The sequence below is a fragment of the Pseudidiomarina donghaiensis genome, from assembly GCF_900116895.1.
GTDB lineage: Bacteria > Pseudomonadota > Gammaproteobacteria > Enterobacterales > Alteromonadaceae > Pseudidiomarina > Pseudidiomarina donghaiensis.
The window spans coordinates 53383-74263 of record NZ_FPCF01000001.1 but is presented as its reverse complement, the minus strand read 5'-3'; the positions used below and the strand labels follow the sequence as shown (position 1 = coordinate 74263).

22 protein-coding genes are annotated in these 20881 nt (G+C 48.7%); 8 read left to right on the top strand and 14 right to left on the bottom strand.

Annotated elements, in window-relative coordinates; genetic code table 11:
- Together ftsE and ftsY are read right to left on the bottom strand one after the other, a co-directional pair.
- Entirely contained in the window at positions 1 to 675 is a 675-nt protein-coding gene (gene ftsE / locus BM334_RS00355) for a cell division ATP-binding protein FtsE (protein WP_055439382.1), read from the bottom strand.
- Positions 672 to 1883 (bottom strand): signal recognition particle-docking protein FtsY, encoded by a 1212-nt coding sequence (ftsY, locus tag BM334_RS00350; RefSeq protein WP_092836384.1) that lies wholly within the window; start codon positions 1881 to 1883, stop codon positions 672 to 674. The genes ftsE and ftsY overlap by 4 nt, the downstream gene beginning before the upstream one ends.
- A gap of 87 nt (positions 1884 to 1970) precedes the next feature.
- Here ftsY and rsmD point away from each other — a divergent pair, with 87 nt between their 5' ends.
- Both rsmD and BM334_RS00340 read left to right on the top strand, forming a co-directional pair.
- Positions 1971 to 2594: a 16S rRNA (guanine(966)-N(2))-methyltransferase RsmD gene (gene rsmD / locus BM334_RS00345; RefSeq protein ID WP_092836380.1), complete on the top strand. Its 624-nt coding sequence runs from the start codon at positions 1971 to 1973 to the stop codon at positions 2592 to 2594.
- Positions 2595 to 2888 (top strand): DUF1145 domain-containing protein, encoded by a 294-nt coding sequence (locus BM334_RS00340; RefSeq protein ID WP_092836373.1) that lies wholly within the window; start codon positions 2595 to 2597, stop codon positions 2886 to 2888.
- Position 2889: 1 nt separating this feature from the next.
- Here BM334_RS00340 and BM334_RS00335 read toward each other — a convergent pair whose 3' ends face one another.
- Positions 2890 to 3504, bottom strand: coding sequence for a YjaG family protein (locus BM334_RS00335; protein ID WP_092836367.1), 615 nt, complete (start codon positions 3502 to 3504; stop codon positions 2890 to 2892).
- 115 nt (positions 3505 to 3619) lie between these two features.
- Here BM334_RS00335 and BM334_RS00330 point away from each other — a divergent pair, with 115 nt between their 5' ends.
- Positions 3620 to 4546: a pyridoxal-phosphate dependent enzyme gene (locus BM334_RS00330; RefSeq protein WP_177214989.1), complete on the top strand. Its 927-nt coding sequence runs from the start codon at positions 3620 to 3622 to the stop codon at positions 4544 to 4546.
- An 8-nt stretch (positions 4547 to 4554) separates the two neighbouring features.
- Here BM334_RS00330 and BM334_RS00325 read toward each other — a convergent pair whose 3' ends face one another.
- The 4 genes from BM334_RS00325 to BM334_RS00310 form a co-directional block, all read right to left on the bottom strand.
- Entirely contained in the window at positions 4555 to 4980 is a 426-nt protein-coding gene (locus tag BM334_RS00325; RefSeq protein ID WP_092836354.1) for a VOC family protein, read from the bottom strand.
- 39 nt (positions 4981 to 5019) lie between these two features.
- Positions 5020 to 5226 (bottom strand): hypothetical protein, encoded by a 207-nt coding sequence (locus tag BM334_RS00320; RefSeq protein ID WP_092836351.1) that lies wholly within the window; start codon positions 5224 to 5226, stop codon positions 5020 to 5022.
- Positions 5227 to 5331: 105 nt separating this feature from the next.
- A complete protein-coding gene (locus tag BM334_RS00315; protein WP_092836349.1) occupies positions 5332 to 6495 on the bottom strand; it encodes a cystathionine gamma-synthase in 1164 nt (387 codons plus the stop codon).
- Between the two features lies 1 nt (position 6496).
- Positions 6497 to 7468 carry a PLP-dependent cysteine synthase family protein gene (locus BM334_RS00310; protein WP_092836348.1) on the bottom strand — a complete coding sequence of 324 codons (972 nt, stop codon included), beginning with the start codon at positions 7466 to 7468 and terminating at the stop codon, positions 6497 to 6499.
- A 184-nt stretch (positions 7469 to 7652) separates the two neighbouring features.
- Here BM334_RS00310 and BM334_RS00305 point away from each other — a divergent pair, with 184 nt between their 5' ends.
- Positions 7653 to 8282, top strand: coding sequence for a hypothetical protein (locus tag BM334_RS00305; protein WP_092836347.1), 630 nt, complete (start codon positions 7653 to 7655; stop codon positions 8280 to 8282).
- Positions 8275 to 9285, top strand: coding sequence for a low-specificity L-threonine aldolase (gene ltaE, locus BM334_RS00300; RefSeq protein WP_092836343.1), 1011 nt, complete (start codon positions 8275 to 8277; stop codon positions 9283 to 9285). The genes BM334_RS00305 and ltaE overlap by 8 nt, the downstream gene beginning before the upstream one ends.
- On the opposite strand, the gene BM334_RS00295 is transcribed toward ltaE, so the two are convergent.
- From BM334_RS00295 to BM334_RS00285, 3 genes are all read right to left on the bottom strand, one after another.
- Positions 9271 to 10809: a YifB family Mg chelatase-like AAA ATPase gene (locus tag BM334_RS00295; protein WP_092836341.1), complete on the bottom strand. Its 1539-nt coding sequence runs from the start codon at positions 10807 to 10809 to the stop codon at positions 9271 to 9273. The two genes, ltaE and BM334_RS00295, sit on opposite strands and share 15 nt — an antisense overlap.
- Positions 10810 to 10949: 140 nt before the next feature.
- Positions 10950 to 11480 (bottom strand): hypothetical protein, encoded by a 531-nt coding sequence (locus tag BM334_RS00290; RefSeq protein ID WP_092836339.1) that lies wholly within the window; start codon positions 11478 to 11480, stop codon positions 10950 to 10952.
- Positions 11481 to 11487: 7 nt separating this feature from the next.
- On the bottom strand, positions 11488 to 12228 hold the full coding sequence (locus BM334_RS00285) for a ferredoxin--NADP reductase (RefSeq protein WP_092836337.1): 741 nt from the start codon (positions 12226 to 12228) through the stop codon (positions 11488 to 11490).
- Positions 12229 to 12372: 144 nt separating this feature from the next.
- Here BM334_RS00285 and BM334_RS00280 point away from each other — a divergent pair, with 144 nt between their 5' ends.
- The gene (locus BM334_RS00280) at positions 12373 to 13071 is read left to right on the top strand and encodes a hypothetical protein (RefSeq protein WP_092836335.1); all 699 of its coding nucleotides are present in this window, start codon (positions 12373 to 12375) and stop codon (positions 13069 to 13071) included.
- Here the strand turns inward: BM334_RS00280 and BM334_RS00275 are convergent.
- Entirely contained in the window at positions 13068 to 13307 is a 240-nt protein-coding gene (locus tag BM334_RS00275) for an accessory factor UbiK family protein (RefSeq protein WP_092836333.1), read from the bottom strand. The genes BM334_RS00280 and BM334_RS00275 overlap by 4 nt on opposite strands.
- Before the next feature lie 130 nt (positions 13308 to 13437).
- Here BM334_RS00275 and rep point away from each other — a divergent pair, with 130 nt between their 5' ends.
- Entirely contained in the window at positions 13438 to 15450 is a 2013-nt protein-coding gene (gene rep, locus BM334_RS00270; protein ID WP_092836331.1) for a DNA helicase Rep, read from the top strand.
- A 7-nt stretch (positions 15451 to 15457) separates the two neighbouring features.
- Here the strand turns inward: rep and BM334_RS00265 are convergent, their stop codons facing one another.
- Both BM334_RS00265 and BM334_RS00260 read right to left on the bottom strand, forming a co-directional pair.
- The gene (locus BM334_RS00265) at positions 15458 to 18076 is read right to left on the bottom strand and encodes a sensor domain-containing phosphodiesterase (protein ID WP_092836329.1); all 2619 of its coding nucleotides are present in this window, start codon (positions 18074 to 18076) and stop codon (positions 15458 to 15460) included.
- A gap of 233 nt (positions 18077 to 18309) precedes the next feature.
- A complete protein-coding gene (locus BM334_RS00260) occupies positions 18310 to 18687 on the bottom strand; it encodes a c-type cytochrome (protein ID WP_092839136.1) in 378 nt (125 codons plus the stop codon).
- Between the two features lie 140 nt (positions 18688 to 18827).
- On the opposite strand from BM334_RS00260, the gene dinB reads away from it, so the two are divergent.
- The gene (dinB, locus tag BM334_RS00255; protein WP_092836327.1) at positions 18828 to 19910 is read left to right on the top strand and encodes a DNA polymerase IV; all 1083 of its coding nucleotides are present in this window, start codon (positions 18828 to 18830) and stop codon (positions 19908 to 19910) included.
- Here the strand turns inward: dinB and BM334_RS00250 are convergent.
- Entirely contained in the window at positions 19880 to 20779 is a 900-nt protein-coding gene (locus tag BM334_RS00250) for a prephenate dehydratase (protein ID WP_092836325.1), read from the bottom strand. The two genes, dinB and BM334_RS00250, sit on opposite strands and share 31 nt — an antisense overlap.
- Positions 20780 to 20881 lie beyond the last annotated feature (102 nt).

Below are 20881 nucleotides of genomic sequence, written 5' to 3'. Positions count from 1 at the left end.
TTACCCCTCCTCTTGCAAGCCGTCGTTGATCATACGGCCATCGCGTAGCGTTAAGGTGCGGTAGCGCAGTCGCGCTATGAGGCCTAAGTCATGGGTAGCAATAAGCACAGACACACCAACGCGGTTGAAGTCTTCAAATAACTTAATGATTTCACTTGATAATTTCGGATCTAAGTTACCGGTTGGTTCGTCGGCCAACAATAACGGTGGTTTGTTCACCACAGCGCGCGCTATACCAACTCGCTGTTGTTCACCACCTGAAAGCATCATGGGGTAATGGCGTAATTTGTCACCCAACCCTACTTTTTCAAGCGCCGCTTGCACACGCTTGCGAGCTTCTTGCATGCTGTAGCCTTCAATAAGCAATGGCAGAGCCACGTTATCCAGCACCGTTTTGTCCATTAATAGGCGGTGATCTTGAAAAATCATGCCAATATCGCGGCGCACATAGGGTATTTGGCGTACGTTGATACGCTTTAAGTCGTGGCCATTAATAAGTACTCGCCCAGCTGTTGGGCGTTCCATCATGCTAATTAGCTTTAGCAAGGTACTCTTGCCTGCGCCCGAGTGGCCGGTTAAAAAAGCCATTTCGCCGGGCTCAAGGTGAAAACTTACGTTATTCAGCGCTTGAAACCCACCAGGGTAGGTTTTGCTAACTTGCTCAAACTTAATCATGAGGTTTCTGTCTCGCTTAATTCGCGTTGAAATAGTGCGCCGACAAACTCTTTGGCAACAAATGGCCGTAAGTCGTCAATGCCTTCGCCAACACCAATATAGCGAATAGGAATATTAAATTGATCGGCAATGGCAAAAATAACACCACCCTTGGCGGTACCGTCAAGCTTAGTCAATGTAATACCTGAAACCCCAACCGCTTCAGTGAACAGCTTGGCTTGGCTAATTGCATTTTGCCCAGTGCCTGCGTCTAAGGTGAGCATAACTTCGTGCGGAGCAGTGTCGTCGAGTTTGCGCATCACCCGCACCACTTTTTTCAGCTCGTCCATTAAATGGGCTTTGTTTTGCAAGCGTCCGGCCGTGTCGGCAATTAAAACATCTATGCCACGGGCTTTGGCGGCTTCTACCGCGTCAAATATCACCGACGCGCTATCAGCGCCAGTATGTTGGGCAACCACCGGAATATCATTACGTTGGCCCCACACCTGTAACTGTTCAACTGCCGCAGCGCGGAATGTGTCACCTGCAGCCAACATAACCGACTTACCTTCGCGTTTAAATTGCTGAGCCAGCTTGCCAATAGTTGTGGTTTTACCTACGCCGTTCACGCCAACCATTAAAATAACAAAGGGCCCCTTTTGCTCGGCCGGAATCGTTAATGGTTGCGCCACTGGGGTTAAAATATCGGTCATGTTTTGCTGGAGGAGTTCATACAGCGCTGAGGCGTCTTGCAGCTGCTTGCGGCTGGCTTGCTCGGTCAATTGCTCAACTATTTTTAAGGTTGTCGGCACGCCAATGTCGGCTGTAAGCAATTGGGTTTCGAGATCTTCAAACAGTTCGTCATCAATTTTTTTGTCTTTGAAAATACCCCATAAGCCGTCGCCAATGGCACTTGAGGTTTTACGCAACCCTGCCGTTAAGCGTTTCCAAAGGCTTGGCTTCGACTGGGTTTCTTCCACCTGCGGTGCTGCGTCAGCACGCGACTCGGCGGTAACTTGCGCACAAATTTCGGCAGCATCGGGCGCTACAACTTCAGCCATAGACGGTTCTTCTGGTAGCGGTTGCTCGGCTTCCAGTTCTGGTTGCTGTTCTGGTTGCTGTTCTGGTTGCGCCTGTGATTCTTGCTCTTGAACAGCGGTGTCTGCTGATGATTTAGCGTCGTCGTTTTTGTTTTTGCGAAACAACGAAAAGAAAGATCCTTTGGCCATGCCTGTTTTACCTTTGGAAGTTCTGTGCGGGTCAGTTTACAATGCCGCACAGTTTAACACGTCATTTATAAGAAGGCTTACTTTAGCATGCCGCGAAACACGCACAAGCAGAAAAGCAAGGGCTCTGGCGAGCTACGAATTATTGGCGGGCAATTGCGCGGACGCAAACTTGCCATAGCCGATGTTCCCGGTTTACGCCCAACCACTGACCGCGTGCGAGAAACCGTATTCAACTGGTTACAATTCGAGCTGCTTGATACGCGTTGTTTAGATTTATTTGCCGGTAGCGGCGCGCTTGCGTTTGAAGCGCTTTCACGCGGTGCTGCGCAAGTTATTTTGATTGAACAAGACACCCAGGCCGCGCGACTGTTAACGCAACATGCCACGGCATTGTCACCTGCTTGTTCAGGCCAAGCATTAGTGCAGCAAGCCGATGCGCTGGCATTTTTGCGCCAGCAGCCTGCACAGCCATTTGATGTGGTGTTCATTGACCCGCCATTTGGCATGGGGTTAGCTGAGCGTTGTATTGAGCAACTGGTGCAAAATAACTGGTTAGCGGAACAAAGCTGGGTTTACGTTGAAACGGAGCGCGGCTTGGTACCAACCGTGCCCCATAGTTGGCGTTTGCACCGTGAAAAGCACGCTGGCCAGGTTACATTCAGACTTTATCAAGTGCGCAGTGATATTGAGCCACTTCACGAACAGGATTAAATGATGGGAATTGCAGTGTGGTTAGGGCGTTTAGTGTTTGCGATTATTTGGGGCGTTATGCTGGCCAACATAGTGTCACCGTTTGCCGGTAAGGGCTTCGCATTTTTTCTATTTCTTATGGTGCTGCTGATTGCCTTGCACCTTATTCAATTGCTGATGTTTGCAACTGTATACAAAGAACATATTCAATGGCGCCGCGGCGACTATTGGCAGATTGTTTTGTTTGGCGTTATTGGTTGGTTGGCCATTGTGCGCGCCCAACCAGCGCGCACCGAAAATAAGGAAGAGTCGTAAATTACTCTTCCGCCATGCTAACGCCGATGTTAGATACGCCTTCGTCGGCGATCATGTCACGCACTTGGCGCACCAAGGTTTGCGATGGTTGCGCCTCATGCTCAGCAACGGTTTCTAGATAGTTCAAAATAGCCTGCTGCACTTCAATTTCATACTGCGCTAACTCATGCTCGCGAAGCAGCTTGCGGCGCTCCTGCGCATCCATGTCAGCACCTTCTGTCAGCTCTAAAAACTTCGCCACGCTCGCTTGGGAAACCTTGGCAACGCTAACTAAATCAGCACTATTTTGATCCATAAGCCCCTGCAACAAGGTGCTTATGGCTGTGCATGCGTCCATAGCCGGGTACACGCCGAGCATGTCATGACCATGTTCACTTGGTGTCACGTCATCGACTTTTTCTTGCCAACGGGCGAAATTCACTTTCACCGCTTTGCCCTGCCAAGCCCAGTCCCAACACGCGTTCAATGCACCTTGCAGTGGTTTCGGGTCGCCAAAACCAGTAACATGATGAAATAATTCGTAGTTCGGTACCATGCGTTGGCACAGGTACAGTGCCATGACGGTTTGGTACGCCATGGGCAGCGCTCGAATGCGCTCAAAAGTATTCAAAACCATATAAACCCCTAAAGCGATATTAGCTATTAGATATTGGATATTAGCAAGAGCTCGAAACATCAGAACTAATATCTAATAGCTAATATCGATTTTGCTTTCAGGTAGTATACGCTTTATGACGATACAAGACGACTATTCCAAGATAACCGCAGCAAGCCAGCGCATCGCTCCATACGTGCGCCGCACTACCGTGTTAGTCAGCTTAAAACTGAATGAAGCGCTGGCTACTCGGGTGTGGTTAAAATGCGAGCATTTGCAACACACAGGCGCCTTTAAGTTTCGGGGGGCGTGTAATGCGCTGCTGCAATTAAGTGAAGAACAGCGAGCTCGCGGCGTTTATACCGTGTCGTCGGGTAATCACGGGGCGGCGCTTGCAGCCGCTGGCCAGCAATTAGGGGTTAAGGTTCGGGTTGGTGTGGCAGCGAATGCTTCTGAATTTAAGCGCGACAACATGGCGCGTTATGATGCTGAATTAATCACCATTGACCCAGGTATGGCGGCTCGCGAGGCATTTGTTGCAGCACAAAAGCCTACTGGGCGTGAATTTATACCGCCCTATAATCACGAGCACATATGGCAAGGGCAAGGCACTGCGGCTCATGAGCTGATGCTTGAGCAGCCCGATTTAGATTGTGTGGTGGCGCCACTTGGCGGTGGGGGGCTACTGAGCGGTACCGCAACGGCAGCCAAAGCCAATGGGGTGCCCAAGGTGTATGGGGTTGAGCCTGAGTTAGCCGCCGATGGGCAAGCCTCGTTTCGTACGGGCGTGTTACAACCCGCCATGCCGCCAATGAGTGTATGCGATGGGTTGTTGACAAGCGTTGGCGATAAAACCTTTGCAATTATTCAGCAGCGCGTTGATGACATTTTATTAGTGACTGACAGCGAAGCCTTGGCCGCGCAAAAGTTAGTGTTTGAATTGACCGAACAATGGATAGAGCCTTCATCGGCAACTGTTATTGCGGCTATTCAACGTTACCCAGAGCTATTTGCGGGGCAGCGCATTGGGGTCATTATTAGTGGCGGCAACTTAGCGCGCTAGTACTAGGGCTAGCTTGCAAACAGTTGGTTTAAGTCGTTAAAGGCTTTAAATTCAAGTGCGTTGCCGCTGAAATCATAAAAAAACATGGTGGCTTGCTCACCAGGCTGCCCTTTAAAGCGAATGTGCGGTTCAATAACAAACTCAATGCCAGCGGCGCGGACACGTTCAGCCAGCGTATGCCAATCGGACATGGTTAATACCACCCCAAAATGAGGAACAGGAACGGCATGGCCGTCGACCGGGTTATGGTGCGCCACACCAGTTTTTTCTGGGGCTAGGTGGGTTACGAATTGGTGGCCGTAGAAATTCCAATCAACCCATTGTTCGCTGCTGCGCCCTTCGCTAAGGCCTAAAATAGCGCCATAAAACTCACGCGCTTTGGCAATATCATGCACCGGCACAGCTAAATGAAACGGTTGAAGTGTTGACTGCATATTAACGGCGTATCTCGCTACTTGTTTTACCTAGTGTTATTACTTAATAGGCACCATTGGTGTTGACCGACGCCACATGCGAACCCCAACTGCGACCAACAAAATAGTCCAGTTAAGTGGTGGCAGAAGCCCACACACGAGTACGGCAAGCATATTCCACAACGGTTGGCGGTGATATTGCCCCACCAACACATAGAACAACAACGCGGCCACCAAACCTTGCATTAAAAATAGGCTAAGAGGCATAACTTTGTTCCCTTATTTTGCGCTTTTTCAGCGTCGTTTTAATAGTGGAACTTAGCCTAGCGTAAATTCATCAAATTGTAAAAGAGTGTTAAAGCGCCTGAAATATCAGGCGCTTAACGCTTTTTCTAGGTCCGATTTTAGGTCGTCTAGGTCTTCAATACCTACCGAAATGCGCACAAAATTATCCAAAATACCGAGTTTTTCGCGATTTTCTTTCGGAATCGACGCATGGGTCATAATTGCTGGGTGTTCAATCAAGCTTTCCACCCCACCTAGGCTTTCTGCAAGTGCAAAAATTTCGACGGTTTCTAGGAAGCGACGGGCTTTTTCAAGGTCGCCCTTCAATAATATTGAGATCATGCCACCGAACCCTGACATTTGTTGCTTCGCCAGCTCATGTTGCGGGTGGCTAGTTAGGCCAGGGTAAATCACTTTTTCAACTTGTGGGTGTTGCTCAAGCCACTGAGCTAATTCCATGGCCGCTTGATTGTGGTGCTTCATGCGCAAGGCTAATGTTTTCACACCACGCAGCGCAAGGTAGCTGTCAAATGGACCTGCCACTGCACCAACCGAGTTTTGCAAGAACAGCATTTTTTCAACTAGCTCATCATTGTCGCCAACCACGGCAATGCCACCCACCATGTCTGAGTGACCATTGAGGTACTTGGTTGCCGAGTGCATGACAATGTCGGCACCCATTTCTAGCGGCCGTTGGTTGTATGGCGTTGCAAACGTATTATCCACCACCACAATCATGTTGTGCTTTTTCGCAATAGCGGCGACAGCTTTAATGTCCACTAGCTTCAACATTGGGTTGCTTGGTGTTTCAATCCAAATCATGCGTGTTTTTGGCGTCACTGCGGCTTCAACGGCAGCTAAATCAGCCAAATCAACGTAAGAGAAATTCAACCCTGCTGAGCGCCCACGCACCTTGTCAAACAAGCGAAACGTACCGCCATACAAATCGTCCATGGCAATAACATGGTCACCAGTATCAAGCAATTCCATAATCGTTGACGTGGCAGCCATGCCTGATGCAAACGCAAGGCCTTGCTTGCCGCCTTCTAAGCTAGCAACGGCACGTTCCCACGCAAATCGCGTTGGGTTATGCGAACGCGAATATTCAAAGCCTTTGTGCACGCCAGGGCTTTCTTGAATATAAGTCGAACTGGTGAAAATTGGCGGCATAACCGCACCTGTTGCCGGCTCGGGTGACTGGCCACCATGAATTGCTAGGGTTGCGAATTTTAAGTCTTTTGTTTGTGCCATGTTACTTCTCCAGCAAGTTCTGAGCGGCCATCCACTCATCGTTGTATAATTTTGATAAATAACGGTTGCCCGTGTCACAGGCTAAGGTGACAACGCGTTTTGCTTCAGTTTGCTCACGGCAATAACGTAATGCCGCGGCAATGAGTGTGCCGCTTGACGAACCCACCATGACGCCTTCTTTAACTAACAGCTCGCGGGCGGTATGAAAGGCCTCTTTGTCACTAATCGCATAGGCTTTGTTGGCTAAGTTAATTTCACAAATATCTGGCACGAAGTCTTCGCCAATACCTTCAACCAACCAACTGCCCGCTTCGACGGTTTCGTTGCGGTTGATCAGCGGTTCTAATATTGAACCGTCTGGGTCTGCCAATACTAAGTCGACATTGGTGTTTTGCTCACGCAAATAGCGGCCAATACCTGACAAGGTGCCGCCAGAGCCAACGCCACAGACAAAGGCGTCAAGATTGCCTTGCATTTGTTGCCAAATTTCTGGTCCGGTGGTGCGATAGTGCGCGGCCACATTGGCAGGGTTAGTAAACTGATTCACGTAAAAATAACCGTGCTCTTCTGCTAAGCGTGCAGCCATGTCCTGGTAGTATTCAGGGTGCCCTTTTTGCACGTCTGAACGCGTGCGTACAACTTCAGCGCCCATAGCTTTGAGGTTATTTACTTTCTCAGCCGACATTTTGTCTGGCATAACAATTTTCAGCGGATAACCTTTGCTGGCTGCCACTAACGCCAAACCTAACCCGGTATTACCTGCGGTTGCTTCAATAATGGTCATACCCGGCTTGAGTGCACCTGAGGCCTCGGCCGCTTCAATCATGCTTACGGCAATGCGATCTTTTATTGAACCGCCTGGATTCATGAATTCTAGCTTGAGATATAATTCGCAAGGGCCAGTGTCGATATTAGATACTTTGACCATTGGCGTGTTGCCAATCATTTCCAGAACATTTTGGTAAACATGCATAATTGTTTTGTCCGTTTTTTACTTTGAGTCGCAGTGTATTTTGCGTCGAATGGCTGACATTATCGCACGACGGTATGTTTTATAGCAAAGCAAGCTATGGCAAAGTATCCACACATTTTGGAATATCAAATAACCAGGTGGCCACTTACAGCAAAGCCCCTCGTTTTATAAAAAGGAATCTTCCATGATTTACTCTGCGTTAAAATTAGGGCGTACCAACACATTTTTTGCAACACTCGTTGCTGTTACTGGGCTAACCGCTTGCGCACCAGCCAACCATAATGGCAATGGGCAATTGCTCGCTGAGCAATCAGCCTTCATGGAGCAATTTCAACCGTATTGTGGACAAGCCTTTCGGGCAACTATTGTTCAAGATAACCAGCCAAGCGCCGCATGGGATCATCCTCTGGTGGTACATATTCGCGACTGCGAAGACCAAGTGATACGCATGCCATTACATGTTGGTGAAGATCGTTCACGAACTTGGGTACTGACACAACATCCTGGTTATATTGACTTTCAACACATTCATTTACACGAAGACGGCAGCGCTGATGCAGTTTCACCTTATGGTGGGCAAACCTTAGCGAGCGGCTCGGCAACTGTGCAAGCCTTCCCTGTTGACGATGCCAGCAAAAGCTTATTTATTGAGAATGGCTTGGATGTGTCGGTAACCAACACCTGGACCATTCAATTTATCGACGCGCAAACAATGAGTTATAAGCTCTCACGCCCAGGGCGAATTTTTGAAGTACAGGTCGATTTGAGCCAACCGATTGATCTTCCACCACCAGCTTGGGGGTACCATGATTGATTTGCGTAGTGATACCGTCACTCTCCCGACCGCCGCAATGCGTGCGGCTATGGCCGCGGCGCCAGTAGGGGATGACGTATTTGGTGATGACCCGACTATTAATGCACTGCAACAAAGAGTGGCGCAGTTAGCCGGTAAAGAGGCCGCGTTAATCGCCAGTAGTGGCACTCAAACCAACTTACTGGCCTTATTAAGCCACTGCCAACGCGGTGATGAATACCTTGTTGGTCAAGAATACCACACCTACCGTTACGAGGCCGGCGGTGCTGCGGTATTAGGCGGTATTGTTCCACAGCCGTTTGAAGTAGAAGCCGATGGCACGTTAAATTTGGCGACTGTCGAAAAGCGAATTAAACCGGATGACCCACACTTTCCAATCACCAAGTTATTGTCGCTTGAGAATACCCATACTGGGCGTGTAATTCCGCAAGACTACATGTTAAAAGCGCGGCGGTTATGCGATAAGCATGGGCTGAAATTGCACTTAGATGGAGCTCGAATTTTTAATGCCTGTGTAGCGACAGGAAAGTCACTAAGTGATCTTGTGGAACCTTTTGATAGTGTCTCTATTTGTTTCTCGAAAGGCTTAGGCACACCGATTGGCTCGGTATTAGTTGGCTCCAAAAAGTTTATTCAACGGGCACATAGATGGCGCAAAATGCTTGGTGGCGGCATGCGCCAAGCGGGTATCATCGCGGCAGCAATGGACCACGCTTTAGATCATCATGTTGAGCGCTTAGCTGAAGACCACATGCGCGCCCAACAGTTACATGATGCACTAAGCGGATTACCGAATATCTCGGTTGAGCCAGCTCAAACAAACATGGTTTATGTCAACTTTGAGTCACTTGAACAGGCACAAAAAGTGAGTGATTACTTACGCGATAACGGCATATTAACTGCACGTTCGCAGCGTATGCGTTTGGTCACCCATCTCAATATTCGCGATGAAGACGTCGACACCGCGGTGCACTTGTTCAAACAAGCGTTACAACTTGTGTAACTGCTGAAGTATTCGGTCGAGAGCGCGAAAACTAAGCGCCTCGGCCAAATGTTTTCGCTGTATAGCGTCACTATCGTCAAGGTCAGCAATGGTTCGCGCTAAGCGCAACAAACGATGGTAAGCACGATGCGATAGTGAAAACTGCTCTATGGCAGCAACCAAAAACACATGATCATCATCGCTTAACCGACAAAACTCAGCTAACTGTGCTGGTTTTAGCTCGCTATTCAAACAGCCTTGGCGCTCAAGTTGGCAGGCCCGAGCTTCAGCTACCCATCCGCGCCAAGTAGGCGAAAGCGGTTCCTGCTGCTCGTGCTGTTGGCGCAACACATCTGGCTGACGTGGCACATCTACTTGCATGTCAATTCGGTCTAACAAGGGCCCGGACAGCTTACCTAAGTAACGTGATATTTGGTCTGGCGAAGCGCGAGCACTTGAAAGGTCGCCATCAAAATAGCCGCATGGCGACGGGTTTAACGCGCAAATCAGTTGGAAATCCGCCGGGTACGTTACCTGATGCCCGGCTCGACTAATAGTCACAGTGCCTGACTCGAGTGGCTCACGCAGTGAGTCAAGCACATGGCGTGCAAACTCAGGTAACTCGTCTAAGAACAACAGTGATCTGTGCGCTAGCGAAATTTCACCAGGTTGCGGGGGTGACCCGCCACCAACCAATGCCGCAGCCGAGCAGGAATGGTGGGGCGCCCGCAAAATACGTTGTTGCCAGTGGTTACCGCGCAGGGTTCCGCTCACCGAGCGAATGGCAGCCACCGCTAAACCATCACGTTCATCAAGAGCGGGCAGTAACCCAAGTAAACGCTGAGCTAGCATGGTTTTCCCTGTGCCCGGAGGCCCAACAAACATCAAGTGATGACCACCGGCAGCTGCCAATAACAATGCACGCTTGGCTTGATGTTGACCAATGACATCGGCCACATCACCATGCATAGGGTCCGGCTGGCTAGGTGGTTGCGGTTTGATAAATGGCAATTTATTCGGGCTGATTAAGTGCTCCACCACATCGCGCAGACTAATGGCTGCCACACATTGTTGCTCACGCAGTACCGCTGCTTCATCGGCGTTTTCTAATGGAATAACCGCTTCGCGCCCTTCGTCCCGACAGCTCATTACCGCCGGCAATATACCGGTCACTTCACGCAAATCACCATTAAGTGTTAATTCACCATAGAATTCACGCCCGACGGTGCTCGACTCAGGCACTTGGTTATTCGCAACTAAAATACCAATGGCGATGGCCAAGTCGTAGCGCGCACCAAACTTTGGTAAATCGGCAGGTGCTAAGTTAACGGTAATTTTTTGCCCTTTGGGAAAGGAAAAATCGCTAGCCAACATCGCCGAGCGCACCCGGTCGCGCGCCTCACGCACTCCCGTTTGTGGCAACCCCACCATGGTGAATGACGGCAGCCCAGATGCCAAACACACCTCTATGGTTACTAGTGGCGCTTCAATGCCTTGCAGTGCCCGCGTATAGATCTTGGCAATTCGAACGCCTTCCTTTGCCATGCTCACTCTCCCTCGCTGAAAAATTAGAGTGTAGCGTGAGCACCAACAATTCGACGGATAACAACCACGTATTTCGGTGTACGAATTACCAGTAATGTTCCATGGTGACGTTGCCGGGTGTTTTAATACACTCGACGCAATTATGGATATAAGTGGTACTGAAGGTACCAGCCGTTCTCTAGTTCGATTGAGAACTTTACATCCTCACCTCGTGCGCGATTTGCTTCGCGATATAACCTGCTCTCTTCGCTAAAAAAGTCGTCCGTGTACTCATAATTCCCCAGATCCACCGGCTGAATTTTATACTTCAAACTGCTTCCTTCACCGAGAAATGATGTGCCGTTTATGATTACAAATAGTTCGCAGTGGTAATCATCAAAGTCTCGGATTACGACCAGTTCTGAGTTTACTGTATCCAATAAATGCTCAATCTCATCAAACTCCGACTTAAAAGCCTCCGCTTTCTCGCCCTGAACATCTAATGGGTAACGGAAGAAATCGATATCATTTGAATTTGCAAAGGTACAAGCAACATTTGATAGACGGTCAAAGCTCTCTTGGTGCTCAATAAAGTTCTGTTTACTCGCTTGAATGTCCACGGGTTGAGAGCAGCCTGCTGCTGCGGCTACAACAACGGATAGTGCAAACATCTTTAATAAAATTTTGTGCATAGTCTATTTACCAGTAATGTTCCATGGTGACGTTGCCGGGTTTGCGTCGTAAATTCTTGGCAAGTCCCCTATCGGCGAGCACTGTTTTGGCATCACGAATCATGTCTGGGTTACCACATAGCATGACCTGGGCGCGTTCGTCTAAGATATCGCCTACGGCGCGCTGTAAGTCGCCCTGTTGAATAAGCGCCGGAATACGGCCACGTAATGCACCAGCGTGATCTTCGCGGCTTACTACGGGTTGATAGGTAAGCTGGCCGGGGTGTTCCGCTACCCACTGTAGAATTTTTTCGTTATAGGCTAGGTCGGCCGAATAACGCACGGCATGCACTAAGTGAATGCGTTTAAAGCGCTGCCATGGAATATCGGTACTGAGCATAGATAAATACGGGCCAATGCCAGTACCGGTTGAAATAAGCCATAAGCTGTCACCGTCTGGTACTTCATTTAGGGTGAAAAACCCACTGGGCGGTTGTGATACTTCAATGGTTTGGCCGGCGCGCAAGTCATGCAGCAGCGGAGAGAATAAACCGTCGTGTACACGGTTAACTAAAAAGTCGAGGACATGCTCATCGGGGCCATTGACCAATGAATACGCGCGCTGCACGCGCCCACCTTCATGCGGTAGGCCAAGCCTAACAAACTGGCCAGCAATGAATTCAAACGGCTGTGTACGTACACGCAAACTGAACAACTCTTGGTTCCATGCGTAATTCTCAATCACTTCACCGGTTAACCACTGCGCCATTTTTGTTCTCCTTAAATGAAGATTTGTTACGCGAAACCCATAGTATGAATTCCGCTTGAATAATTCTAGTTATGCAGGTGCTTTTTGCGTAAAGTCAGTGTTACACTCGGGCGATAAAGCTTAACGCACACAAGGAGATTGAGTTTGCTAATTAAGCATCTCTGGCAGGTAAGTCTGTATTCTTTTGCTCTCATTCTATTTACTGGTTGCACTGACAGTAGCTCGCCTACAGCAGCAACACCAAATACACAGCCAGCCAGCGATCAAGCAAAAAGTCATGATCGCGTATGCCGCTTTGCCGAACAACTGCTTGCGCTTGAAAAGTTAGAGGCGCCTGAAACCGCTACCTTACGTTACCTGAATGAACAGTGGCGTGAACTAAACCTTAATCGCAGTGTGTTTCCGCTGCACGAAGCGACCACGAGCCGTAGCATACTGAGTGAGCTCAATCTAGCTTTAGCCCATGAGACAGTAGCCTTACTTAGAGAAGCCATGGTAAGCGTCAGCGACGCTTATGAAAAAATTGAAGGGCTTCGTCGCTTCTCCCGTGATCCTGAGAATATGAAGGTTCCCGACTCAATTATTCGAACCATGGTTAATAACTTAGAAAACTGTTGCTTGTCTGCCATCAATGGCAATGCAACAAGCTTAGTGCGAGAAACCAAAGGGTCGCCGATGTACAAGGTAGGCGAGCTTGGGTATTTTATTAACCGCGATGTTAACGCTATTCTTCGCAATGAATTGGCACTAAGTGAGTATACTAAACGCCTTGAAAATGCTGCCGATGCACTACCAGAGTTTGTTCCTGTCAGCATGAACACCACTTGGGCGCAATGCAATTAGTCTTCTTTTTTCATTGCCTCTAGCTCATGCTCAAGGTGTTCTACGCGTTGGCGTAAACGCAATAACAGTTGCTGCTGCACGTCAATCTCCTCGCGCGTCACGACGTCGAGCTTACCTAATTGTTGCTGTAAAATAGTTTTAATACGCTGCTCTAAACTACCAGCAAAATCTTTTACGCCTGCAGGAATGCTGTCGTTAATTTGACGAGCTATATCTTCAATTTTTTTTGCGTCCATGATCAATATCCACCGCTAATTTCAAGTTAATCAGTAATTGCCTTTTAGCTTAGCAGGAGTTTGCGGTAAAATCTGCCGCTTCACCGCAGGTGTTTCGTCTGCTCATGTCAATAAAAGGTAACGCTAAGCCATGTTGTTAAACCCGCGTCAACAAGAAGCTGTCAAAGCGATTGAAGGGCCAGTTCTGGTTCTGGCGGGCGCTGGTAGTGGCAAAACGCGCGTTATTACCGAAAAAATTGCACATCTTATTCAGCGCTGTGGCTATCAAGCGCGGCACATTGCAGCGGTAACCTTTACCAACAAAGCTGCACGTGAAATGAAAGAGCGTGTTGGCCAAACTTTGGGCCGCCAGTATACGCGTGGGCTTACCGTGTCCACCTTTCATACGTTAGGTTTGAATATTATTCGTAAAGAAGTGAAAAGCTTGAATATGAAAGCCGGTTTTTCGCTATTTGACGATCAAGATTCGTTTGCGTTATTAAAGGCACTTACTGAACCAGAGCTTGATGGTGATAAGAATTTATTAAAGTTGCTACAAAGCCAAATTAGCAACTGGAAAAACGCCATGCTTAGTCCAGACCAAGTGCTTGAACAGGCGAAGCAAGCAGATGAGCAAATGTTTGCCGAGTTCTATCGGCGTTACCAGCAAAATATGAAAGCCTGCAACGCGATAGACTTTGACGACTTAATTTTACTGCCAACGTTATTGCTCAAGGCTGATGAAAAAGCCCGCGAGCGTTGGCAACAGAAGTTTCACTATTTGTTGGTGGACGAATATCAAGACACGAATACCAGCCAGTACGAACTGGTGCGTTTACTGGTTGGCACGCGCGCTAACTTTACTGTGGTTGGCGATGACGACCAATCCATTTATTCGTGGCGCGGTGCGCAGCCACAAAATTTAGCGCTGTTACAACGTGACTTCCCGGCGCTAAAAGTCATTAAGCTCGAACAAAACTATCGCTCGCATGGGCGTATTCTTAAAGCTGCTAATATTTTAATTGAAAACAACCCGCACGTATTCGACAAGAAGCTGTTTTCTGAAATGGAATATGGTGTTCCCCTGCGGGTTATCTATGGCCGCAACGAAGAGCATGAAGCAGAACGTGTGGTAGCAGAGATTGTCCGCCGACGCTTTTTGGAGCGCACGCCTTACCATCAATTCGCAATTCTATATCGCGGTAATCACCAGGCTCGCATTTTTGAAAAAGCCCTCATGAGCAACCGTATTCCCTACCGTATGACCGGTGGGCAAAGCTTTTTTGCTCGAGCAGAAGTAAAAGACGTGATGGCGTATTTGCGGTTACTGGTAAACCCCAGTGATGACACTGCATTTATTCGTATTATCAACGTACCGAAGCGCGGCATCGGCCCGCATACGGTTGAACGTATTGGCGAGTTAGCTCACGAGCTACATGTTAGTTTGTATGAAGCGGCTGATCACCAAGCATTAAAAACACGTTTAGGCGCACGAGAATTTCAGTCGGTGCAGTATTTTGTCGACTTCATGAAGCGTACCGCACGGCGCTGCGACCACACGCCAGAAGCCACCGGCGCTTTATTCGACTTATTAAAACTGATTGGCTATGAGGAATGGCTTTATGAAAGCAGCCCTAGTGTGAGTGCTGCCGAAATGCGTTGGAAGAACGTGAGCGAGTTAATGCGTTGGGTTAGCGAAATGCTTAAGGGTGACGATGACAATGAACCGGTCACGCTTGAGCAAGCGGTTGCCAAGCTGTGCCTGCGCGACATGTTGTCGCGCAACGAAGAAGAAGAGCAAGGTGATCAAGTACAGCTGATGACGTTGCATGCCTCTAAAGGCCTGGAGTTTCCACATGTATTCATGGTGGGCATGGAAGAAGGCATACTGCCACACCAGTCAAGCATTGACGATAACATGGTTGAAGAAGAGCGGCGGTTGGCCTATGTGGGCATTACGCGGGCGCAGCAGTCACTTATTTTCACTATGGCGAAAGAGCGCCGCCAATACGGTGACGTTGTAAGGCCTGAACCAAGCCGGTTTTTGTACGAGCTACCGCAAGATGACTTAGAGTGGGAAGAGCAAGCCAAAGCCAACGAACAAGCCCGTGAAACAGCACGTGCGAGCGGTTTAGCGTTATTGCGCAAAGCCATGGAAGACTAACTTGAGGTTATGCGGTGCCCGCCGACTGCGCTTGCGTCGGCTGTTGTTGAGAAAGTGACTTTACCTGTTCGGGTTCTCCAAACAGTATTCCCTGCCCTAAATTGACGCCGTTATGCACCAAGGCTTTTTGCTGGTCGGCAAAGTCAATTCCTGCGGCGGCTATTTCAATGCCTAAGTCGCGACATAAATGAACCACGTTACGCACCATGGTTTGTGCGCGTTGGCTGGTGGCTATATCAGCCACAAAACGTGGGTCTAGCTTCACGTGAGTAAACGGGTAATTCAAAATATATTGGAGTGCACCGGCGCTGCGCCCAAACTCATTAAGCGCAAGGCCCACACCAAAGTCTGCAAGCTGACGTAAACAACTCAGCTGACGTTTTGAGTTATCGTTCAGCTCGGTTTCGCTGAATTCAAGAATAAGCCGCTCGGGTGCCACACCTGAGCTAACAATAATTTCTTGCAAGGCTTTAACATCGGCCAGCTTAAACAGGTGTTTCGCAGAAATACTGACATAAACCGGCAAGGTACTTTCGTCTTCCGCGAGCAGCTCGCAACAGCGGGTTAGCATCCATTGGTCAAGCGCCATGGTCATGCCGGTTTTTTCCGCTATGGCTAAAAACCGGTCGGCCGGCAGCAAGCTGTCATCACGTTGCCAACGCAGCAGCAGTTCTTGCGCCACGGCTTGATTTTTGTTCAGCTCAAATACATTAAATTTCTGCAGCACAAAGTCTTGGTCAAATTGCGCATGTCGTAATTCTGTTTCACGGTGTAATGAGGCGACAAGATCTTTGTGAATACTTTCGTCAAACACCACATAACAACCACGCCCCATGCTTTTCGCTTGATACATAGCCGCATCGGCGTCGCGCAATAAACGTTCAGCAGAGTCATTGCGTGACTTACACTCGGCAATACCAACGCTAGCACCGGAATAATGTTCGCTTTCACCAAACACAAAAGGCTGCTTCATTTTCTCAATCACGCGTGAGGCAATGTCTTTAGCGTCGTCGACATGACGGATCATGTCCAATAAAATAACGAACTCGTCGCCGCCTAACCGGGCTACGGTGTCATTGTCACGAATACACTCACCAATACGACGGCTGGCTTCAAGTAAGAATTCGTCACCGGCAGAGTGGCCTAGCGTGTCATTGATATCTTTAAACCGATCTAGATCTACAAACAACACGGCGAAATTGTGATGCGGATAACGACGTTTGTGTTTGAGTGTTTGTTGCAGACGCTCAGTAAACATGGAGCGGTTCGGTAGGCCGGTGAGGGCATCGTGGTGCGCATCATAAAACAGTTTTTCTTCAACTTTTTTACGGCGCTCAATTTCGTTCACCAGTTCTTCGGTGCGCTCTGCAACTTTCCGTTCTAGGTACGCGTTTACACGACGTACTTCTTCCGCGTTACGGCGTCGCTCAATCGCCACAGCAACGTGTTGCGAAACGAAGTTCAACAATTCTAAGTCGTCTTGTTTATAGGCTACTTCGCCGGTGTAGGTTTGCACCGACAGCACGCCAATAACTTCGTCATCAACCACCAATGGTGAGCCTAGCCACTGTGTTGGCTGGGTACCGTAGTAACTGGTCGCGTCTTCAACTTCGCCTGAGCTGACCAAGGTTTGATACATATCGGCGTCAATAAATACTGGTTTTTTGTGCCGAATAACATACTCGGTCATACCGCGCGCCAACGGCCGCTTTTTTTGCAAGTTATTGTCGAAAGCATCGACATAGTACGGAAATTCTAGGTATTTTCGCTCGTCATCAAGCAGCGCCACGAAAAAGTTATCGTTGTTAATAAGTTGGCCAATTTGCCGATGCAGCTGCTGGTAGAAGCTTTGAATTGAGTCAGAGGTGTTGGTTACCTCAGAGATGGCGAACAATACGGTACTCAACTGTTGAGCCCGTTCGCGCTCGGAAATTTCTGATTTCAAATCATCGTTAATTTGGCGTAGCTTGGCCGTTTGGTGCGCAATTTCCTCTTGCATCATTTCACGCTGCCGCACCCGTTCAAGGGCGTTAACAATATGCTGCGAAACGAACATGAACAGTTCTTTGTCAGCTTCGCTGTAGCGAACGTCTTCGGTATAACTTTGTACTACCATGGCACCAATAACTCGGCTATCCGAGTGCAATGGTACGCCTAACCAGTCAACCGGAGCGGCCCCTAAATCGCGAATTTCGCCGCTATCGCGCAACCGATTAAAGATTTCTTCATCATACAAAAACGGTTTACCCGTACGCATGACATAGCCGGTGAGTCCCTTGCCCAATAATTCAGCTGGAATAGCTTTTAGCGATGGTATGTCGTCATATTCATCAACGAAATAAACAAAACGAACCGTGTCTTCAACCTGGTCATGCAAACAAATAAAGAAGTTCTTCGCCACCATAAGGTCGCCAATAATGGCGTGCACCGATTGATAAAATTGCTCCATGTCGGTAACCGACGAAGCAAGTTCTGAAATTTTAAACAAAGCTTTTTGAATAACTTCAGACTGGCGATACTTGGTGGTGAGGTCTTTCAGACGAGCGACAGCCTTGCGCAGGCGCGCAATTTCTTGCTGCTGTTTTTGATGCAGCTCGTTGGTTTCAGCTTCGTGACGCTGTCGCATGTTCTGTTTTTTTATAATTTTATTTTATATTCTGAGTATTGCATTGTTTGTTATTTGAACAAACCTATACTGACGTTTGTGCTAAAAACAATGTAAACTTTTAGTAAAACTAACGCCTGAGTATATCTTTCATAAGCGCATTAGAAAAGTACTTTGGTCAAATTACAGGCATAAAAAAACCGCCGCAGCGGTTTTTTTCATCATAAGCACTATGAATATTGGTTAGAAATCGCTTAGATTTCAGCAATCATGTAGTCAATTGCAGCTTGAATTTCTTCATCGCTACAGTCGTTACAAGTGCCTTTTGGTGGCATTGCGTTGTAGCCTTCAATAGCATGCTTAAGCACAGTATCCATGCCTTGCGCTAACCGCGGCTCCCAATCTGCTGCATCATTTAATTTAGGTGCGCCTAGCACACCTGACGTGTGGCAAGCAGCACAAAATTTGTTGTATACCGCGTCACCTGAACGTGCACCACCAGTATCACCACTTGCTGCAGCTGAAGCACCAGCAACACGCACTTGTGCAACTGGAGCAATACGCTCTTTAATGTCATCATTACTTTGTTGCGGCATCATGCTGGCGCTAGCGCTACCAACTGCTAAAGCCATTGCAGCAACCCAAACACGGCTAGATTTTACGACTTTCAGTACGTTCACAGTGGACTCCTGTATAAGCTGATGAGCTTGCTTGCTCGTTTCGTTGTTGCGATTATAGCCAGATTCCGTCCAAGGTTAAACACTTCCGTGCTATGTCAGAAAATACAGATTTAAATACGCGAAAAATTGCTTTATTGGATCTCGATGCATTTTTTGCCAGCGCTGAAGTTTTGCGCGACCCCAGCTTACGCAATAAGCCTTTTGCCGTGGGCGGCGGCGGAGAGCGTGGCGTGGTGGCAACGGCGAACTATTTAGCGCGACAATTTGGTGTGCGCAGTGCCATGAGCGGAGCCCACGCCCGGCGTTTATGCCCGAATTTGCATTTTGTGTCACCCGACCACGGGTACTACCGCGAACTTTCAAGGCAGGTACTTGCGGTGTTGCTAGAAACCACCGAACTGGTTGAGCCAGCCTCTATTGATGAGTTTTACCTGGACTTAACCCACAACACGCAATACCACGGCAGTGCTAGTGTGACCATGGAAAGCATTCGGCACCGGTTACGAGGTATGGGGTTGACCGCTTCGGCGGGCATTTCCAATCAAAAAATGGTGGCTAAAATAGCCAGCGAGGAGCGCAAGCCCGACGGCCAGTTTGTGGTGCCGCCAGATGCGGTTGTTGACTATATTGGCCGACTGCAACTGAAGCGTATTCCGGGGGTTGGCCCTAAAAGCTTAGAGCGATTAAATTACGCCGGCTATTTTACTGGGCATGACATTCAGCAATGCGAGCTGCCCAAACTTCAAGAGCTGTTGGGTGACAAATCGGGCTGGCTGCTATACCAGCGTTGCCAAGGGCACGACCCGCGCCAAATTGTTACCGAGCGCGTACGTAAAAGTGTTGGGGTTGAAGAAACCTTACCGCAAGACATGCACCAGCTGCGGCAAGTCGAGCAGTTTATTGACGAAGTATTGTTACCGCAGCTGCAAAAACGCTTACGGGTAACACGCTGGCAGCAAGCGCATATAAAAAGCCAAACCGTGAAGCTTAAATTTAGCGACTTTCAACAAACCACGGTGTCGCGCACGCTGCAAACCGCATCGCCCAGCTTGTTTTATCATTTATTGCGCGAAGCCTGGGAGCGCCGTGATCATCGCGGTGTTCGGCTTATCGGCATTAGTGTCGCGCTACCCGACCCTGATGATCAGCTGCAACTTGAACTAGAGTTAGAGTAGACATAACTACCAAGCTCAATAACGCGGTTGCGCAGTTTCACGGCACTTAAGGCAGCCTGCACCCGCGGATGCTCTAAGTGCCCTTCAAGCTCAATGAAAAAATGATACTGGCCAAATTTCTGACCGGTCGGCCGAGAAACCAGAGCTAGTAAATTCACTTGGTGCACAGCAAAAGCCTGCAAGTGTTCAAGCAATAAGCCCGGATGGTCTTGATCATCGACAATAACAATCGACGACTTATAGTGCTTATCAGGTTGCGCGGCGGCCAAGGGTTGCGGGTGCTGCACGGCCACAAAGCGCGTGACGTTATGGGCGTAATCAGTAACATCGTGCACCACCTGGGCAAATTCATGCTTAGCTAATAACGCTTCGGTTATTAAATGCTCCGGCACAATTGCAGCGGCTGGGGTTTGGCAGTTAAGCAGTAATTCTAGCGACTCGGTATTACTGGCAGTGGTTACCACATCGCCCTCGTGTTGCGCGAGCCAGTCTGAGCATTGCCCCTGAGCCACAAACTGCGCAAACACACGCTGCGGCTCTTGATGGTTCGCAACCAAAGAAAAACGCACTGGAATAGCAAGTTCAGCGATAATTTGCAGCGGTTGCCGCACAAAGCTGTCGACCACCGGCGAAACAATGCCTTCAACGATATTTTCTAGCGGCACCACCGCAATATCGTGGCGTGATGGCACGCTTGCCAAGGTGCGCTGTAAGCTTGGGTAGAGCGCATAATGCATGTGCTCATATTGTTTAGCGAACTCCCAAACCGCCAGTTCAGAAAATGTGCCGGCCGGCCCGAGCGTTGCTATAGGTATACGTTGTGTCATTAGCGCATGATGTAAATTGGAAATTATGCCTACAAAGTACATCGTTTAAGGCACCTTCGCTAGTATCAGTTTGTTGTGTTCGGCACAACAATACTGCTAAATTGCGCAAGGTATGTGTCCTTGGCACAATAGCGACAAACAATA

Excerpts from the sequence above, each read along its gene's own strand:
- BM334_RS00285 (WP_092836337.1), bottom strand. The coding sequence starts at position 12,228 with ATGGCGCAGTGGTTAACCGGTGAAGTGATTGAGAATTACGCATGGAAC.
- BM334_RS00260 (WP_092839136.1), bottom strand. The coding sequence starts at position 18,687 with ATGGCTTTAGCAGTTGGTAGCGCTAGCGCCAGCATGATGCCGCAACAA.
- rep (WP_092836331.1), top strand. The coding sequence starts at position 13,438 with ATGTTGTTAAACCCGCGTCAACAAGAAGCTGTCAAAGCGATTGAAGGG.
- BM334_RS00310 (WP_092836348.1), bottom strand. The coding sequence starts at position 7,468 with ATGCATGTTTACCAAAATGTTCTGGAAATGATTGGCAACACGCCAATG.
- ltaE (WP_092836343.1), top strand. The coding sequence starts at position 8,275 with ATGATTGATTTGCGTAGTGATACCGTCACTCTCCCGACCGCCGCAATG.
- BM334_RS00295 (WP_092836341.1), bottom strand. The coding sequence starts at position 10,809 with ATGGCAAAGGAAGGCGTTCGAATTGCCAAGATCTATACGCGGGCACTG.
- BM334_RS00250 (WP_092836325.1), bottom strand. The coding sequence starts at position 20,779 with ATGTACTTTGTAGGCATAATTTCCAATTTACATCATGCGCTAATGACA.
- BM334_RS00320 (WP_092836351.1), bottom strand. The coding sequence starts at position 5,226 with ATGCCTCTTAGCCTATTTTTAATGCAAGGTTTGGTGGCCGCGTTGTTG.
- BM334_RS00290 (WP_092836339.1), bottom strand. The coding sequence starts at position 11,480 with ATGCACAAAATTTTATTAAAGATGTTTGCACTATCCGTTGTTGTAGCC.
- BM334_RS00330 (WP_177214989.1), top strand. The coding sequence starts at position 3,620 with ATGACGATACAAGACGACTATTCCAAGATAACCGCAGCAAGCCAGCGC.
- BM334_RS00305 (WP_092836347.1), top strand. The coding sequence starts at position 7,653 with ATGATTTACTCTGCGTTAAAATTAGGGCGTACCAACACATTTTTTGCA.
- BM334_RS00325 (WP_092836354.1), bottom strand. The coding sequence starts at position 4,980 with ATGCAGTCAACACTTCAACCGTTTCATTTAGCTGTGCCGGTGCATGAT.
- rsmD (WP_092836380.1), top strand. The coding sequence starts at position 1,971 with ATGCCGCGAAACACGCACAAGCAGAAAAGCAAGGGCTCTGGCGAGCTA.
- ftsE (WP_055439382.1), bottom strand. The coding sequence starts at position 675 with ATGATTAAGTTTGAGCAAGTTAGCAAAACCTACCCTGGTGGGTTTCAA.
- dinB (WP_092836327.1), top strand. The coding sequence starts at position 18,828 with ATGTCAGAAAATACAGATTTAAATACGCGAAAAATTGCTTTATTGGAT.
- BM334_RS00340 (WP_092836373.1), top strand. The coding sequence starts at position 2,595 with ATGATGGGAATTGCAGTGTGGTTAGGGCGTTTAGTGTTTGCGATTATT.
- BM334_RS00265 (WP_092836329.1), bottom strand. The coding sequence starts at position 18,076 with ATGCGACAGCGTCACGAAGCTGAAACCAACGAGCTGCATCAAAAACAG.
- BM334_RS00315 (WP_092836349.1), bottom strand. The coding sequence starts at position 6,495 with ATGGCACAAACAAAAGACTTAAAATTCGCAACCCTAGCAATTCATGGT.
- ftsY (WP_092836384.1), bottom strand. The coding sequence starts at position 1,883 with ATGGCCAAAGGATCTTTCTTTTCGTTGTTTCGCAAAAACAAAAACGAC.
- BM334_RS00335 (WP_092836367.1), bottom strand. The coding sequence starts at position 3,504 with ATGGTTTTGAATACTTTTGAGCGCATTCGAGCGCTGCCCATGGCGTAC.
- BM334_RS00275 (WP_092836333.1), bottom strand. The coding sequence starts at position 13,307 with ATGGACGCAAAAAAAATTGAAGATATAGCTCGTCAAATTAACGACAGC.